We start from the raw sequence: 14,840 nt of genomic DNA on the forward strand, positions 1-14,840 counted from the left end.
GACTCCCGCCGACACTCGGGGCGGGATGCGCGGATCCGGCTGCTGGACCCAGCTGGACCCAGCCGCTAGACCCAGCCGTCGAGTGCCCGCATGAACCCCGCGTGGTCGTCGCGGTGCACGGTGTGACCGGCCCCGCGCACGGTGCGCACGACGAATCCGGCCTCGCCCAGCCGCTCGGCCGCCCGCGGGCTCACCAGTTGCGACCGCCCGGCCAGGACGACGAGCGACGGCACCTGCATCGTCACGGGCGCCCGCAGCGAACCGCGGCCCACCAGCACCGGCACCACGCCCTGGTCGAAGGCGCGCAGGGTCTCCAGCTCTATCGCCACGTCGAGCGGGTCCCAGCGCGGGTTGCGCTTCGCGATCCGCTCGGCGGTCGCGCTCGCCAGGGAGCGGAAGAACGCCGGGGCGAGCTTGCGCTGCCACCACGGCACGTTCGGCCCGAACGCCGGATCGACGTAGACGACCCGCTGCGGCTGCAGCTCCTCGACCGCGAGGCTCACGGTGAGGCCGCCGAGCGAGTGCCCGATGACCAGCTCGGGATGCGCGGGAACGGTCTCGACCACATCCCGGGCGAGCAGCTCAGCCGTGTACTCGATGGCGCGGGGGCTTCTGCCGTGCCCACGGAGGTCGACGGCGACGACGTGGTAGCCCAGCTCGGCGAGCGCCGGTCCGACCCTGCGCCAGTTGCGCGAGTCCGACATCGCCCCGTGCACCAGGACGGCGTACCTGGTGCCGGTTCCCCACTCCCGGGTGAAGAGTTTCATGACCGAACCATACGAGCCCATCCTGCGGATGGCATCCGGGTGCGCTGGGCGTCGGTGCAGTGGATGCTGAACGCCGGCCGTGCGCGCCCGTCCCGGGCGGCACGGCAGACGTTCAACGTCACTTTGTCGTGACGACGGTGAAGGAAACGACAGGCTTTCCGTTCACCTTCTTCAGCACAAGAGATGCCTTCGTGTGCTCCTTCTTGTTGGTCAGCGTGTACGTCCTGACCAGCGTCGAGGAACTCGATGCGACTTGAGTGAAGCCATTGTCCTTGAGTTCCGCGACCGCCGCTTTCTGCGCGGCCTCATCGGCGACGGCGAGGTCGAAGGACCACTGGCCCTTCGAAGTGACTGCGTTGCTCACTGTGCCGTCGACGACGCTGATCGAGTCCGGCAGCCCCTTCGGCAGTCCGCGGTCCGTTTCGTCGGTCTGCGTGCATCCGCTCAACGCGATGGCCGCTCCCAGCACCCCCGCCACGACGATGGCGCGTACACGTTTCTTCATCCTTGTCCTTTCGTGGCGCGCGAATCTCAGCGATTCGCACCCCCCGGAACATTACAAGAGATGACGAAGAATATCTATGCTTGCATTTTAATTTCAGCGAGCGGTGTGGAACCGGAGCTGAGCGGCGGTCAGACCATCCGCCGCGATCTGCTCGACCGCGTCCGCCGCATCGGCGACGAGATTCGGGAGTGTCTTCCTCTCGGTGCTGCTGAAGCCTTTGAGGACGTGATCGGCGGCCGCGGACGAGCCGGGCGGGCGGCCGACGCCGACGCGCACGCGCGTGAAGTCGCCCGTGTCGATGGCGGAGATGACGTCGCGGACGCCGTTGTGGCCGCCGTGCCCTCCGCCGAACTTGAGCTTGAGGGTGTCGAACGGGATGTCGAGCTCGTCGTGGACGACGATCAGCTGCGACGGTTCGAGGGAGTAGAAGCGCAGCAACTGCGCGACCGGCCCGCCGGACACGTTCATGAACGTGTTCGGCTTGGCCAGGATGTACCGCGGTCCGCCGGGGGCGATGCGCCCCTCGGCGACCGTGGCGTTCGTCTTGTGCGACTTGAAGGTGAGACGGCCGCGCTCGGCGAGCTCGTCCAGCACCATCTGCCCCACGTTGTGACGCGTGGCGGCGTAGCCGGGCCCGGGGTTACCGAGCCCGACTACGAGCCAGGGTGAATCCATCGAGCTGGTTACTCGGCGTCCGACTCGGCAGCGGCAGCGGCCGATGCGGCGGAAGCGGCCTCTGCGACAGCGGCGTCGGCCTCTTCGTCCGCACGCGAGGACGCGGGGACGATGACGTTGAGGATGAGCAGCTCGGGGTCTTCCGCCAGAGCGGCGCCCTTCGGGAGGACGAAGTCCTTCGCGTGGAACTGGGTGCCCTCTTCCGCGTCGGTGACATCGAGGACGATGCGCTCCGGGATGTGGGTCGCTTCGACCTCGAGGCGGAGCGTCGGGACGTCGAGCATCGCGATGGTGCCCGGGTAGGTGTCGCCCTCGACGTGCACGGGGACCTCGACGGAGACCTTCTCGCCGCTGCGGATGACGATGAGGTCGAGGTGCTCGATGATCTGCAGCACCGGGTCCTTCTGAACGTCCTTGACGAGGACGAGCTGGCTCTTGCCAGCGATGTCGAGGTCGAGGACCGCGTTCGCCTTGCGGAGCAGGAGGCCGACCTGGTGGGCCGGGACCGTCACGTGGATGGGGTCGGTGCCGTGTCCGTAGACGACGGCGGGGATCTTGCCTGCCGCGCGGATCTTGCGCGCAGCGCCCTTGCCGAAGCTCTCGCGTGCCTCGGTAACGACCTTGTTGGACTCGTCAGCCATGATTGTCTCCATGCCGGCGGGGGCCGGCTGTCGGGCGAGCGCTGCTCGCAGTGTCTGGTTGTGTTCGACTCGAACGCATCGATCTGATGAAAGACGTGTGAGGAAAGACTGCGAAGCCCTGCTCCACCGCGTCGATTACGGACTGCGCGCGTGACCGCGTGCATCCCTCGCCGAAGTTCAATCAGCAAGTCTAGCCGATCGCGGGGCGGTGGCGGCACACGGCCGCCGTATGCGATATTGATGCTTTATCAGGGACCAGGGGGACGTGGATGCGCGCGACAGGATTCGGCACGGCCGCGGCGGCTGCCGCCGTCGTCCTCGCCGCACTCACCGGATGCACGCCCGCCTCCGACACCGCGAAGACCTCCTCCCCTGCCTCGCCGACCAGGCCTGCGCCCCAGAAGACCGCGAGCGCCATCCCGGTCGACCCGGCGAACGTGTCGGCCTGGCTCGTCACCTGGGCGGGGATGGGCCCGCTCACCATCGGCGGGGACGTGAAGGCGCAGACGTCCGCGGTCCCGGGATTCTCGAAGAGCATCGACGAAGACGGCTGCATCGGCTACGAACTCGAGACGAAGCAGTCCGGCTCGACGCCGGACGGCGCCCAGCCGACGGTGACCGCCGTCGCGCGGGACGGCAGCGCGACGACCGCGGTGCGCATCCGGGTGGCTGACGCCTCTGGTCTCGACCAGGCGGTGTCCCCGACGCCGAAGACCAGCGCGGGCATCGGCCTCGGTTCGACCCTGGATGCGCTGCGAGCGGCATACCCGGACCTCGAACGCAGCAACAGCGTCTCCGGCGGGCAGCGGGCGTACGCGCTCGGCGACGGAAACGGCCGGTACGTCGATTTCGTGGTCAACGGCGACGACGTCGTCACGGCCATCGTGGTGGGCGGGGACGACAGCGTCTCGTCCGACCTCTGCGACTGAGCACTCCGGCTGACCTCCGCAGCGCGGAGCTTGGTAGGCTGGTCGAGTCTGCTCGACGCACGCCACCAGCGCCAGTCGGAGCGCGAACGATGGTCTCCGGTCCGGATCTGGACGTTTCGGCCGCACGCGATCTCGCGTCCCCCCTCTCACACTCAAGGCGGCCGTCCGCCGCATCCGAAGGAGCGTTCTGTGTCCAACGAAGCATCAGCCAACATCGGTGTCGTGGGTCTGGCGGTGATGGGCTCGAACCTGGCCCGCAACCTCGCCTCCCGTGAAGGCAACACGGTCGCCGTGTTCAACCGCACGTACGCGCGCACCGACGAGCTCATCACCGAGCATCCCGAAGCCGGGTTCGTCGCGTCGGAGCGCATCGACGACTTCGTGGCGTCGCTGGCGAAGCCGCGCACCGCGATCATCATGGTGCAGGCCGGTAAGGGCACGGACGCCGTGATCGACCAGCTGGTGGAGCGGTTCGAGCCGGGCGACATCATCGTCGACGGCGGCAACGCGAACTTCCAGGACACCATCGAGCGGGAGAAGCGCATCTCCCCCACGGGCATCCACTTCGTCGGCACCGGCATCTCCGGCGGCGAGGAGGGCGCGCTGAAGGGCCCGTCGATCATGCCGGGCGGTTCGGAGGAGTCCTACAAGACGCTCGGGCCGATCCTCGCCTCGATCGCCGCGGTCGCCGAGGGCGAGCCCTGCGTCACGCACGTCGGCACCGACGGAGCAGGCCACTTCGTGAAGATGATCCACAACGGCATCGAGTACGCCGACATGCAGCTCATCGCCGAGGCGTACGACCTGCTGCGCACCGTCGGCGGCCTGGAGCCGGCCGCGATCGCCGACGTGTTCACCGAGTGGAACAAGGGCTACCTCGAGTCCTACCTGATCGAGATCACCGCCGAGGTGCTCCGCCAGGTGGATGCGGAGACCGGCAAGCCGTTCGTCGACATCGTCCTCGACCAGGCCGGGTCGAAGGGCACCGGCGTCTGGACCGTGCAGAACGCCCTGGACCTCGGCGTCCCGGTCGGCGGCATCGCGGAAGCCGTGTTCGCCCGCGCCGTGTCGTCCAAGCCGGCGCAGCGCGCCGCCGTGCAGTCCGTCGTGACCTCGCGCCCCGAGGTGCAGACGGTGGACGCGTCGTTCGCGGACGACGTCTCGAAGGCGCTCTACGCCTCCAAGGTCGTCGCATACGCGCAGGGCTTCGACGCGATCATCGCCGGCGCCGAGAAGTACGGCTGGAACATCAATAAGGACAAGATCGCCAAGATCTGGCGCGGCGGCTGCATCATCCGCGCCCAGTTCCTCAACCGCATCGCCGACGCCTACGACGAGAACCCGGACATCGCCACGCTGCTCGAGGCCCCGTACTTCGCCGACGCCGTCGCCGAGGGCGAGGCGGCCTGGCGCCGTGTCGTCGCCACCGCAGCCCTCTCCGGAGTGCCGATCCCCGGCTTCGGCGCAGCGCTCTCGTACTACGACTCGCTCGCGGTGAAGCGCCTGCCCGCCGCCCTGGTGCAGGGCCAGCGCGACTTCTTCGGCGCCCACACCTACAAGCGCGTCGACAAGGACGGCACCTTCCACACCCTCTGGTCCGGCGACCGCACCGAGATCGAGACCGAGGGCTCCAGCCACTGACCCCTCCCGGGCTCACGCACCAAGCGATCGAGGCCGGACGCGGGTTGCGGTTCGCCCGCGTTCGGCTGAGACTCGAGGGGTGACGTTTGACGAGCATCCCGAGCTGGTGGGCTACGAGCCGGAGGACGAGCGGCCGCTACGCGGGCGCCGTGCGATGATCGCCACGCGCATCGTGGTGGTCGTCGGGCTCGTGGCGCTGGTGCTGCCCGGCGTACTCGTCACCATCAGCATCGCGACCGAGACCGCCACGCAGACCTGTGCCGTGTACGTCGGCCGCTACGAGCCGGATGCGCGGAGCTCGTCAGCGCGCTTCGAATTGTTCGCGCCTGCCGGCCCTGGCTGGCAGTGCTACGCGCTCAACACCGAGGGGGATGCCACGTTCGTGGCTCCCCTCGGGCTGATCCCGTCGACCCCGCACGCGCTTCCCTAGGAAACACTCGCAGGGGGCGGAGAACTGTTGGCTAGGCCGCCCCGTCGAACATCGAGGTGACGGAGCCGTCGGTGAAGACCTGCTGGATCGCGTTCGCCAGGAGCGGGGCGATGGGCAGGATGGTGAGCTTGTCCCAGCGCTTGTGCTCGGGGAGCGGGAGCGTGTCCGTGACGACGACCGAGTCGATCGCGTCGCTCTGCAGCAGCTCGACGGCCGGGTCGCTGAACACGGCGTGGGTGGCGGCGACGACCACGCCGATCGCGCCGTTCGCCTTGAGCGCCTCCGCGGCCTTGACGATGGTGCGGCCGGTGTCGATCAGGTCGTCCACCAGCAGGCACACGCGGCCCTCGACAGCACCGACGATCTCGTGCACGGAGACCTGGTTGGGCACCAGCGGGTCGCGGCGCTTGTGGATGATCGCGAGCGGCACACCGAGCTTGTCGCTCCAGATGTCGGCGACGCGCACGCGGCCCATGTCCGGGGAGACGACCGTGGTGACCGCGGGGTCGAGCTCGCGCTTCATGTGCTCGAGCAGCACGGGCATGGCGAAGAGGTGGTCGACGGGGCCGTCGAAGAAGCCCTGGATCTGCGCGGCGTGCAGGTCGACCGACATGATGCGGTCGGCTCCCGCGGCCTTGAACAGGTCGGCGACGAGGCGGGCGGAGATCGGCTCGCGGCCGCGGCCCTTCTTGTCCTGGCGGGCGTACGGGTAGAACGGGGCGACGACGGTGATGCGCTTCGCGGAGGCCCGCTTGAGCGCATCCACCATGATCAGCTGCTCCATGAGCCACTCGTTGATCGGCGAGGTGTGCGACTGGATGACGAATGCGTCCGAGCCGCGCACGCTCTCATCGAAGCGCGCGTAGATCTCGCCGTTGGCGAAGGTGCGTGCGTCGGTGGGGACGAGGTCGCTGCCCAGGCACTCCGCGATCTCTTCTGCAAGCTGGGGATGCGCCCGCCCAGAAATCAGAACTAGTCGCTTCTGGCCGGTGGTGGTGATCCCTGACACTTACTCTCCGCTCTCTTCCGCAGCTGTGGCGGCGTCGGTGCCCGGCCGCTTCTGCGCGACCCAACCTTCGATGTTGCGTTGCGGAGCCACCGTGAGGGCGAGCGCTCCAGCAGGTACGTCCTTGCGGACGATGGTTCCCGCTCCCGTGTACGCTCCGTCACCCATCCTAACGGGCGCGACGAACACCGTGTTCGTGCTGGCACGAACGTGCGAGCCGATCTCGGTGCGGTGCTTGTTGACGCCGTCGTAGTTGGCGGTGATGACGCCGGCGCCCAGGTTCGACTTCTCGCCGACCGTCGCATCCCCGACGTAGTTGAAGTGGGCGAGCTTGGTGCCTGCGCCGATGACGGCGTTCTTGGTCTCGACGAAGGTGCCGATCTTGCCGTCGGCGCCGAGGATGGTGCCCGCGCGCAGGTAGGCGAACGGGCCGACCGTCGCGCCCGCGCCGATCACGGCGAGTGTGCCGTCCGTGCGCTTCACGGTCGCTTTCTCGCCGACCTCGCAGTCGAGCAGGGTGGTGTCCGGGCCGACGACGGCGCCGGTCTCCACCACGGTCGCGCCGCGCAGCTGGGTTCCCGGCAGGACGGTGACGTCGGGGGCCAGCCTGGTCTTCACGTCGATCCAGGTGGTCGCCGGGTCCTGGATGGTGACCCCGGCCAGCTGCCAGGTGCGCACGATCAGGGCGTTCAGCTTGGCGGCGGCCTCGCTGAGCTGGGCACGGTCGTTGATGCCCTCGACCAGCCACGACTCGGAGACGGGGAGCGCATCCACGTCGAAGCCCGCATTGCGCAGCAGCCCGATGACGTCGGTGAGGTACTTCTCTCCCTGCGCGTTGTCCGTGGTCAGCGCGGCGAGCTGGTCGCGCAGCTGAGAAAGGCCGAAGAGGTAGATGCCCGCGTTGATCTCGCCGATCTCGCGCTCGGCCTCGGTCGCGTCCTTGTGCTCGACGATGCGGTCGAGGTGACCGCTCTCTGTGCGCACGATGCGGCCGTATCCGGTGGCGTCCGCGGGGAACGACGACAGGATGGTCGCTGCTGCTCCTCCGGCCCGGTGCTTCTCGATCAGCTCGCGCAGCGTGCCGGCGTCGAGCAGGGGGACGTCTCCGTTGACCACGAGCACGTCGCCCGAGAAGTCGGCGGGGAGGGCATCGACGGCCAGTTCGACGGCGCGGCCGGTGCCCGGCACGTCGTCCTGGTCGACGATCACGCTCTCCGGCAGGTCGACGGAGATGACCTCGACGAGACGGTCGCGCTCGTGCCGCACGACGGAGACGACGTGCGCGGCGTCGAGCTGCTTCGCCGTGGCGAGGACGTGCCCGATGATCGGCAGGCCGGCCAGTGGATGCAGGAGCTTGGGGGTGGCGGACTTCATCCGCGTCCCCTGTCCTGCCGCGAGCACGACGATGGCAAGATTCTGGTCGGTCATATCACTCCAGGGGATCGGACGATCGGTTCCGCTCCGCCTCCAGGATTCGAACCTAGACCTAACAGCTCCAAAGGCTGTCGTGCTGCCATTACACCAAGGCGGACCGCGCTGTGCGCACAACACAGTTTGCCAGACCATCGAGCGACCGCCCGACGAAATAGCATGGGGAGATGCCTGATCCACGGACGCCTGACGCACGCGACGAAGTCGACCGCATCGTGGACTCCTGGCTGCGCGAACGTCCGGACCTGGACTTCTCGCCGCTGCAGGTGCTCTCCCGCGTCGCCCGGCTGTCCCGCCACCTGGACAGGGCCCGCCGCACCGCGTTCGACCGCTCCGACCTGGAGTCGTGGGAGTTCGACGTGCTCGCGGCGCTCCGCCGTGCCGGTGCGCCGTACCAGCTGAGCCCGAAGGCGCTGCTGCAGCAGACGCTCGTGTCGAGCGGCACCATGACGAACCGCATCGACAGGCTCGTCTCCCGCGAGCTCGTCGAGCGGCGCACCGATCCCAACGACGGCCGCGGCATCCTGGTGCAGATGACGGCGCAGGGCCTCACCAGGGTGGATGCGGCGATCACCCGCCTCGTGGACGCCGAGTCGGACATCCTGGTCGGCCTCTCCCCCACCGAGCAGGAACGGCTCGCCTCGCTGCTCCGCAAACTCTCCCTCGGCTTCGACGAAGAATCCTGACATCCAGAGCGGACGCATCGGCCGCTCTCAGGAGACTGTTATGCCCCTCTCATAAAATCGGGGGCGATGAGACTCTCCCGCCTGAAACGCCTGCCCTCCCGGGTCAAGCGCGCCGCCCGTTTCGAGATCCACGCGCACTGGCGTCGGCAGCCGCTCGTGATCGGCTCGGTGTTCTACGAGTCCTTCTCCGGCAACGGGATGCTCGACAACCCGGAAGCCATCTTCCGTGAGCTCCTGGCCGCCCCCGACCTCGCCCACCTCACCCACGTCTGGGCGCTCTCCGACCTGACCCAGTATCGCGCAGCCGTCGAGGAGTTCGCCGGGAACCCGCGGGTCAGCTTCGTCAAGTACGGCTCCGCCGCGTACTACCGCGCCCTCGCCACCAGCCAATACCTGGTCAACAACGCTACGTTCCCTCCCGACTTCGGCAAGCGCGACGGGCAGGTCTACCTCAACACCTGGCACGGCACGCCGCTCAAGCGCATGGGCTACGACATCGAAGACGGTGCGCTCGGCACGGCGAACATCGTGCGCAACTTCGTGCAGGCCGACTACCTGCTCGCCGCCAACCCCTTCATGGCCGAGCAGATGTACGAGACCGGATACAAGCTGACCGGGATCTACCGCGGCACGCTGGTCGAGGAGGGCTACCCGCGCATCGACAGGCAGTTCCTCGACGACGCGGGCCGCGCGTCCGTCCGCCGTCAGCTGACCGAGGCGGGCATCCCGCTCGGCGACAGGAAGATCGTGCTGTACGCGCCCACCTGGAAGGGCGCGTCGTTCGGGCGGCCCACCGACGACATCGACGAGATCCTCGCGCACGTCGCCGCGATCGAGGAGCGCATCGACACCAGCAGGTACGTGGTGCTGCTGAAGACGCACCAGAGCGTGCACAAGCTCGCCAGGCACCGGCCGGAGCTGAAGCGGATGCTCGTGCCGAACGAACTGCCGACGAACGCCGTGCTCGGAGCGACCGACGCCCTCATCACGGACTACTCGAGCATCTACTTCGACTTCCTGCAGACCGGCAGGCCCATCCTGTTCTTCACGCCGGACATCGCGGACTACGCGGGCACCCGCGGCCTCTACTTCGAGCCGGACGAGTGGCCGGGCCCTGCGCGCATGTCCGCACGCGAGATCGGCGACGACCTCGCCGCCATCGCCGAGAACGGGGATGCGGTGCCGGAGGAGTGGCGCGAGCGCTACCTCGCCGCGCAGCGCAGGTTCACTCCCTACGAGGACGGCGCCGCGTCGAAGCGCGTCGTCGACATCGTCTTCCGCGGCGTGCGCGACGGCTACCGGCTGCGCACCGACCTCGCCGACGACGGACGCGTCAAGCTCCTCCTCTACCTGGGCGGGATGCGTCCGAACGGCATCACCACGTCGGCCCTCAACCTGCTCAACAACCTCGACCACGACCGCTACGACGTGTCGGCGTTCTTCGCGCAGAGCAGGTCGAAGGCCACGATCGGCAAGCAGAAGCAGATCCACCCCGCCGTGCGGCAGTTCCCGCGGGTCGGCGGCATGAACGGCGCCAAGCTGCGCCACCTCGCCCGCCACCTCGACTTCCGCCGCGGACGCATCGCCGAGCACGCGAACATCCCGTCGCAGAACCGGCTGTGGAACGACGAGTGGTCGCGCTGCTTCGGCGAGAGCCGCTTCGACTACGTCGTCGACTTCTCCGGCTACGGGCCGTTCTGGGCGACCCTGCTGCTGCACTCCCCCGAGGCGGAGCGCTCGATCTGGCTGCACAACGACCTGGCGTCGGATGCGCACCGCGAGGTCGGCGGCGAGAAGAAGATGCTGCACAGCCTCACGCAGCTGTTCACCCTCTACGAGCAGTACGACCACCTCGTGTCGGTGTCTCCGACGCTGTCGGACATCAACAGGGACGGCCTGGCGGAGTACGCGCGGCCGGAGAAGTTCACGTACGCGCTGAACACGGTCGACGCCGAGCACATCCTGGAGAACGCGCAGGCCGACCTGCACGAGCTCACCTTCGACGAGGAGACCGGCGCGAACCCGGCCTGGGCGAACGCGCTGCTCGCGCACGACGACGGGGTGACCACATTCGTCAACGTCGGCAGGCTGTCCCCGGAGAAGAACCAGGCGCGGCTGATCAGGGCGTTCGCGGAGGTGCACGCCGCGCATCCGGCCACCCGGCTCGTCATCGTCGGCGCCGGACCGTTGTTCGACGACCTCACCGCGCTCGTCGAGAGCCTGGGGCTCACCGACTCGGTGTTCCTGACCGGGATGCAGCGCAATCCGCACGCGATCATGGCGGCGGCGGACTGCTTCGTGCTGTCGAGCGACTACGAGGGCCAGCCGATGGTGATCCTCGAGGCACTGGTGCTCGGGCTGCCGATCGTCACCGTCGAGTTCGCCTCGGCCAAGAACGCGCTGCCGGCCGGCAGCGGGCTCGTCGTGCCGCAGTCGGACGCCGGTGTCGCCCAGGGGCTCACCGCGTTCCTCGCCGGAGAGGTGCCCGCGAGCACGTTCGACTACGTGGCGTACAACCGCAAGGCCGTAGGGCAGTTCTACGCGGCCATCGGGGCGGAGTAGCGGCGGGGGGTCCCCGTTTCCGGTCGGGTCAGGCGCGCGCGATGAGCGCGGGAATGGCCGACCGGGCCGCTGACGGCAGTTCGCCGTAGAGCGCTCCGCGGCCGTCGCCGAGGCGAGCGTCGACGAAGGCGGCGCCGATCCCGTCCGGCGCGTGACGCAGCAGCAGCGACGCCTGCAGGGCCAGCGCCAGGGACGCGACGAGCGGCCGGACGGCGGCCTGCGCATCCCGAGGGTCGGTGCCCGCCAGGCCGGCGACGGTCGCGCGCACCGCATCGTGGTGGGCGTCGAACGCGGGATGCACGCCACGCGCCGCGGCGAGCTCGGCGTCGAAGGCATCGAGAGAGTCCGGCTCGCGCTGCAGTGCGCGCAGCACATCCAGCGCGATCACGTTGCCAGAGCCCTCCCAGATCGCCATCACCGGCTGCTCGCGGTAGCGGCGCGCGAGCGGGAACGCCTCCGTGTACCCGTTGCCGCCGAGACACTCCAGAGCCTCGTACGCATGCCCGGGCCCGCGCTTGCAGACCCAGTACTTGGTCACGGCGGTCGCGAGGCGGCGGAAGGCGCGGTCGTCGTCCGACGCGTCGGCGTCGTGAGCGCGCGCCAGCCGCAGGGCGACCGCTGTCGCCGCCTCCGACTCGAGAGCGAGGTCCGCGATCACGGCGGTCATCGCCGGCTGGTCGATCAGGTGAGCGCCGAACGCCGACCGGTGCCTGGCGTGCCAGGCCGCTTCGGCGACCGCCTGCCGCATCCCGGCCGCGCTGCCCAGGATGCAGTCCACCCTGGTGCGGGTCACCATCTCCAGGATGGTGCGCACTCCCCTGCCCTCCTCGCCGAGCAGGTGCCCGACCGTGCCGTCGAACTCGACCTCGCTGGAGGCGTTCGAGCGGTTGCCGAGCTTGTCCTTGAGCCGCTGGATGGCGAAGACGTTGCGGGTGCCGTCGTCGAGCATCCTGGGCACGAGGAAGCAGCTGAGTCTCGACTCGCCGTGGCCGGACGGCGTCTGCGCGAGCACCAGGAACGCGTCGGACATCGGGGCCGAGCAGAACCACTTGTGCCCGGTGAGCACGTGTCGGCCGTCGCCGTCCGGGACGGCCGTGGTGGTGTTGGCCCGCACATCCGAGCCGCCCTGCTTCTCGGTCATGGCCATCCCGAACAGCGCCGAGCGTTTGCCTGCCGAGAGGGCGGGGTCGTACGAGCGGCTGAGCAGGCGAGGCAGCCAGGCTGCACTCAGCGTGTCGGAGGCCGCGAGCGCAGGGACGGCCGCGTGGGTCATCGACACCGGGCAGGCGTGTCCTGGCTCGATCTGCGCGAACAGCATGAACGTGGCGGCGCGGGCGACGTTCGCGCCCGGCCGTGGTTTTGCCCAGGCCGAGGTGTGGGCGCCGGCGGCGACGGCCTCGCCGAGGATGCGGTGGTACGACGGGTCGTACTCGACCTCATCGATCCTGGTGCCCCAGCGGTCGAAGGCGCGCAGCTCGGGTTCGTGCACGTTCGCTCGCTCAGCGTCGTGCTGGAACCGTGCGCTGCCGACCAGCCGGCCGACGGCGGCCAGGTCGGAGGTCGCCCATCCGGCGTCGTGGCGTTCGACCGCCTCGGCGAGGGGGACGTTCGCGGCGAACTCGTCCAGGTCGACGCGAGGCGGCGGCTGGTTGGTGACGGCGTGCGTTGCCATGCGGCGAGCCTAGCCGCGCAGGATGCGTCAGCCTTCGAGCTGCTCGGAGAGTTCCAGCCAGCGAGTTTCCAGGGTGGCGATCTCGTCTTCCAGGGCGCGAAGCTCGGCGGAGATGACTCCGATGCCCTCGTAGTCGCTCTGGTCGTGCTGGGCGAGGCGTTCGTGCGTCGCCGCCACCTGGTCGGCCAGCTTGCCGAGGCGACGGTCGATGGAGGTGACCTCCTTCTCGGCCGCGCGCAGGGCGGCGCCGGTGAGCGCGGGGGCGGCCCCGGATGCTCGGGATGCGCGGGATGCCGCCGCTCCGGACGCGGGCACGGCCGCCGCGGTCGCCGCCGGTCCCCCGCTCGCCAGCTGGCTCTTCCGCAGCCGCAGGTACTCGTCCACTCCTCCCGGCAGGTGCCGGAGGGACGCATCCATCACCGCGTACTGCTGGTCGGTGACGCGCTCGATGAGGTAGCGGTCGTGCGAGACGACGATGAGGGTGCCCGGCCAGGAGTCGAGCAGATCCTCCATCGCGGCGAGCATGTCGGTGTCGAGGTCGTTGGTCGGCTCGTCGAGGATGAGCACGTTCGGCTCGTCGAGCAGGATGAGCAGCAGCTGCAGACGCCGCTTCTGGCCGCCGGAGAGGTCCTTGACCGGCGTGGACAGCTGGGCGTTGGTGAAGCCGAGGCGTTCGAGGAGCTGGCCGGGCGTCATCTCCTTGCCGCCCGCGAGGTAGGTGGTGCGCTTGCCGGCGATGACGGCGCTGACCCGCTCGTCCATCACGTCGTCCAGCTCGGACAGCTGCTGGGTGAGGGTGGCGATCTGCACGGTCTTGCCGCGCTTGACCCGGCCGGAGGTCGGCTCGACGGTGCCCGCGATGAGCCCGAGCAGCGTGGACTTGCCCGCGCCGTTCACGCCGAGGATGCCGGTGCGCTCCCCCGGCGCGATGCGCCACTCGATGTCGCGCAGCACCGTCTTCGGCGGGTAGATCACGGTGGTGTCGAGCAGGTCGACCACGTCTTTGCCGAGCCGGGCCGTGGCCATCTGGCTGAGCTCGACGGGGTTGCGCACGGGCGGCTCGTCCGCGATCAGCTCGGCGGCGGCATCCATCCGGAACTTGGGCTTGGAGGTGCGGGCCGGGGCTCCGCGGCGCAGCCAGGCGAGTTCTTTGCGCATCAGGTTCTGGCGCTTGCCCTCGACCACCGCCGCCATCCTGTCGCGCTCGACGCGCTGCAGGATGTACGCGGCGTATCCGCCCTCGAACGGCTCGATCAGGCGGTCGTGCACCTCCCACGTAGCCGTGGAGACCTCGTCGAGGAACCACCGGTCGTGGGTCACCACCACGAGCCCGCCCGCCGTGGCGGGCCAGCGGGTCTTCAGGTGCGCGGCCAGCCAGGCGACGCCCTCGATGTCCAGGTGGTTGGTCGGCTCGTCCAGGAACAGGATGTCGTGGTCGTGCACCAGCAGCGCGGCGAGCGCGACGCGGCGGCGCTGGCCGCCGGAGAGCTCGCCGATCGTCGCCTCCCAGCGGATATCGGAGACGAGCCCGGCCAGCACGTCCCTGACGCGCGCATCCCCGGCCCAGAGGTGTTCCTCCTGGTCGCCGACGATGGCCTGGCCGACCGTGAGGGCCGGGTCGAGCTCATCGCCCTGGTCGAGCATCCCGACGCTGACGTCGCGGCGGCGGGTGACGCGTCCGGAGTCCGGTTCGATGCGCCCGGCGAGCAGGGAGAGCAGCGTGGACTTGCCGTCGCCGTTGCGGCCGACGATGCCGATGCGGTCGCCCTCGTTGATGCCGATCGTGACGCTGTCGAAGATCACGCGCGTCGGGTATTCCAGGTGCAGCGACTCAGCGCCGAGGAGGTGTGCCATGAGGGTTTCCAGCCTACCGGCCGGTCGTTCGCCCCCAGGAC

At 69.3% G+C, this 14,840-nt stretch carries 13 protein-coding genes and 1 tRNA gene; 5 read left to right on the forward strand and 9 right to left on the reverse strand.

Annotated elements, in window-relative coordinates; genetic code table 11:
- Positions 1–65: 65 nt before the first annotated feature.
- From B7438_RS11440 to B7438_RS11455, 4 genes are all read right to left on the reverse strand, one after another.
- Positions 66–767 (reverse strand): alpha/beta fold hydrolase, encoded by a 702-nt coding sequence (locus B7438_RS11440; protein WP_085369827.1) that lies wholly within the window; start codon positions 765–767, stop codon positions 66–68.
- Positions 768–885: 118 nt separating this feature from the next.
- Complete coding sequence (locus tag B7438_RS11445; protein WP_085369726.1) at positions 886–1,272, reverse strand: hypothetical protein; 387 nt, start codon at positions 1,270–1,272, stop codon at positions 886–888.
- A gap of 93 nt (positions 1,273–1,365) precedes the next feature.
- On the reverse strand, positions 1,366–1,947 hold the full coding sequence (gene pth / locus B7438_RS11450; RefSeq protein ID WP_085369727.1) for an aminoacyl-tRNA hydrolase: 582 nt from the start codon (positions 1,945–1,947) through the stop codon (positions 1,366–1,368).
- A gap of 8 nt (positions 1,948–1,955) precedes the next feature.
- Complete coding sequence (locus B7438_RS11455) at positions 1,956–2,588, reverse strand: 50S ribosomal protein L25/general stress protein Ctc (RefSeq protein WP_085369728.1); 633 nt, start codon at positions 2,586–2,588, stop codon at positions 1,956–1,958.
- A gap of 269 nt (positions 2,589–2,857) precedes the next feature.
- Between B7438_RS11455 and B7438_RS11460 the strand changes: the two genes are divergently transcribed.
- From B7438_RS11460 to B7438_RS11470, 3 genes are all read left to right on the forward strand, one after another.
- Positions 2,858–3,517, forward strand: a complete 660-nt coding sequence (locus tag B7438_RS11460; RefSeq protein ID WP_085369729.1) for a hypothetical protein — start codon at positions 2,858–2,860, stop codon at positions 3,515–3,517.
- 189 nt (positions 3,518–3,706) lie between these two features.
- A complete protein-coding gene (gndA, locus tag B7438_RS11465) occupies positions 3,707–5,158 on the forward strand; it encodes an NADP-dependent phosphogluconate dehydrogenase (RefSeq protein ID WP_085369730.1) in 1,452 nt (483 codons plus the stop codon).
- A gap of 79 nt (positions 5,159–5,237) precedes the next feature.
- Positions 5,238–5,588, forward strand: a complete 351-nt coding sequence (locus tag B7438_RS11470) for a hypothetical protein (protein WP_085369731.1) — start codon at positions 5,238–5,240, stop codon at positions 5,586–5,588.
- Between the two features lie 31 nt (positions 5,589–5,619).
- On the opposite strand, the gene B7438_RS11475 is transcribed toward B7438_RS11470, so the two are convergent.
- The 3 genes from B7438_RS11475 to B7438_RS11485 form a co-directional block, all read right to left on the reverse strand.
- Positions 5,620–6,597, reverse strand: a complete 978-nt coding sequence (locus B7438_RS11475; protein WP_085369732.1) for a ribose-phosphate diphosphokinase — start codon at positions 6,595–6,597, stop codon at positions 5,620–5,622.
- Positions 6,598–8,022: a bifunctional UDP-N-acetylglucosamine diphosphorylase/glucosamine-1-phosphate N-acetyltransferase GlmU gene (gene glmU, locus B7438_RS11480; protein ID WP_085369733.1), complete on the reverse strand. Its 1,425-nt coding sequence runs from the start codon at positions 8,020–8,022 to the stop codon at positions 6,598–6,600.
- Positions 8,023–8,053: 31 nt separating this feature from the next.
- Positions 8,054–8,125 (reverse strand) — tRNA-Gln (locus B7438_RS11485).
- Between the two features lie 67 nt (positions 8,126–8,192).
- Between B7438_RS11485 and B7438_RS11490 the strand changes: the two genes are divergently transcribed.
- Both B7438_RS11490 and B7438_RS11495 read left to right on the forward strand, forming a co-directional pair.
- Complete coding sequence (locus tag B7438_RS11490) at positions 8,193–8,711, forward strand: MarR family winged helix-turn-helix transcriptional regulator (protein WP_085369734.1); 519 nt, start codon at positions 8,193–8,195, stop codon at positions 8,709–8,711.
- Between the two features lie 66 nt (positions 8,712–8,777).
- Positions 8,778–11,273: a glycosyltransferase gene (locus B7438_RS11495; protein WP_085369735.1), complete on the forward strand. Its 2,496-nt coding sequence runs from the start codon at positions 8,778–8,780 to the stop codon at positions 11,271–11,273.
- Between the two features lie 28 nt (positions 11,274–11,301).
- Here B7438_RS11495 and B7438_RS11500 read toward each other — a convergent pair whose 3' ends face one another.
- The gene (locus B7438_RS11500; RefSeq protein WP_085369736.1) at positions 11,302–12,945 is read right to left on the reverse strand and encodes an acyl-CoA dehydrogenase family protein; all 1,644 of its coding nucleotides are present in this window, start codon (positions 12,943–12,945) and stop codon (positions 11,302–11,304) included.
- Positions 12,946–12,972: 27 nt separating this feature from the next.
- Positions 12,973–14,799 (reverse strand): ABC-F family ATP-binding cassette domain-containing protein, encoded by a 1,827-nt coding sequence (locus B7438_RS11505; protein WP_085369737.1) that lies wholly within the window; start codon positions 14,797–14,799, stop codon positions 12,973–12,975.
- Positions 14,800–14,840 lie beyond the last annotated feature (41 nt).

This window comes from Leifsonia sp. NCR5, assembly GCF_002105485.1.
In the GTDB taxonomy this organism is placed as follows: domain Bacteria; phylum Actinomycetota; class Actinomycetes; order Actinomycetales; family Microbacteriaceae; genus Leifsonia.

What these genes read in the sequence shown, in the direction of transcription:
- B7438_RS11455 (WP_085369728.1), bottom strand. Translation starts at nt 2,588, where the DNA reads ATGGCTGACGAGTCCAACAAGGTCGTTACCGAGGCACGCGAGAGCTTC.
- B7438_RS11505 (WP_085369737.1), bottom strand. Translation starts at nt 14,799, where the DNA reads ATGGCACACCTCCTCGGCGCTGAGTCGCTGCACCTGGAATACCCGACG.
- pth (WP_085369727.1), bottom strand. Translation starts at nt 1,947, where the DNA reads ATGGATTCACCCTGGCTCGTAGTCGGGCTCGGTAACCCCGGGCCCGGC.
- B7438_RS11440 (WP_085369827.1), bottom strand. Translation starts at nt 767, where the DNA reads ATGAAACTCTTCACCCGGGAGTGGGGAACCGGCACCAGGTACGCCGTC.
- glmU (WP_085369733.1), bottom strand. Translation starts at nt 8,022, where the DNA reads ATGACCGACCAGAATCTTGCCATCGTCGTGCTCGCGGCAGGACAGGGG.
- B7438_RS11460 (WP_085369729.1), top strand. Translation starts at nt 2,858, where the DNA reads ATGCGCGCGACAGGATTCGGCACGGCCGCGGCGGCTGCCGCCGTCGTC.
- B7438_RS11445 (WP_085369726.1), bottom strand. Translation starts at nt 1,272, where the DNA reads ATGAAGAAACGTGTACGCGCCATCGTCGTGGCGGGGGTGCTGGGAGCG.
- B7438_RS11490 (WP_085369734.1), top strand. Translation starts at nt 8,193, where the DNA reads ATGCCTGATCCACGGACGCCTGACGCACGCGACGAAGTCGACCGCATC.
- B7438_RS11495 (WP_085369735.1), top strand. Translation starts at nt 8,778, where the DNA reads ATGAGACTCTCCCGCCTGAAACGCCTGCCCTCCCGGGTCAAGCGCGCC.
- B7438_RS11500 (WP_085369736.1), bottom strand. Translation starts at nt 12,945, where the DNA reads ATGGCAACGCACGCCGTCACCAACCAGCCGCCGCCTCGCGTCGACCTG.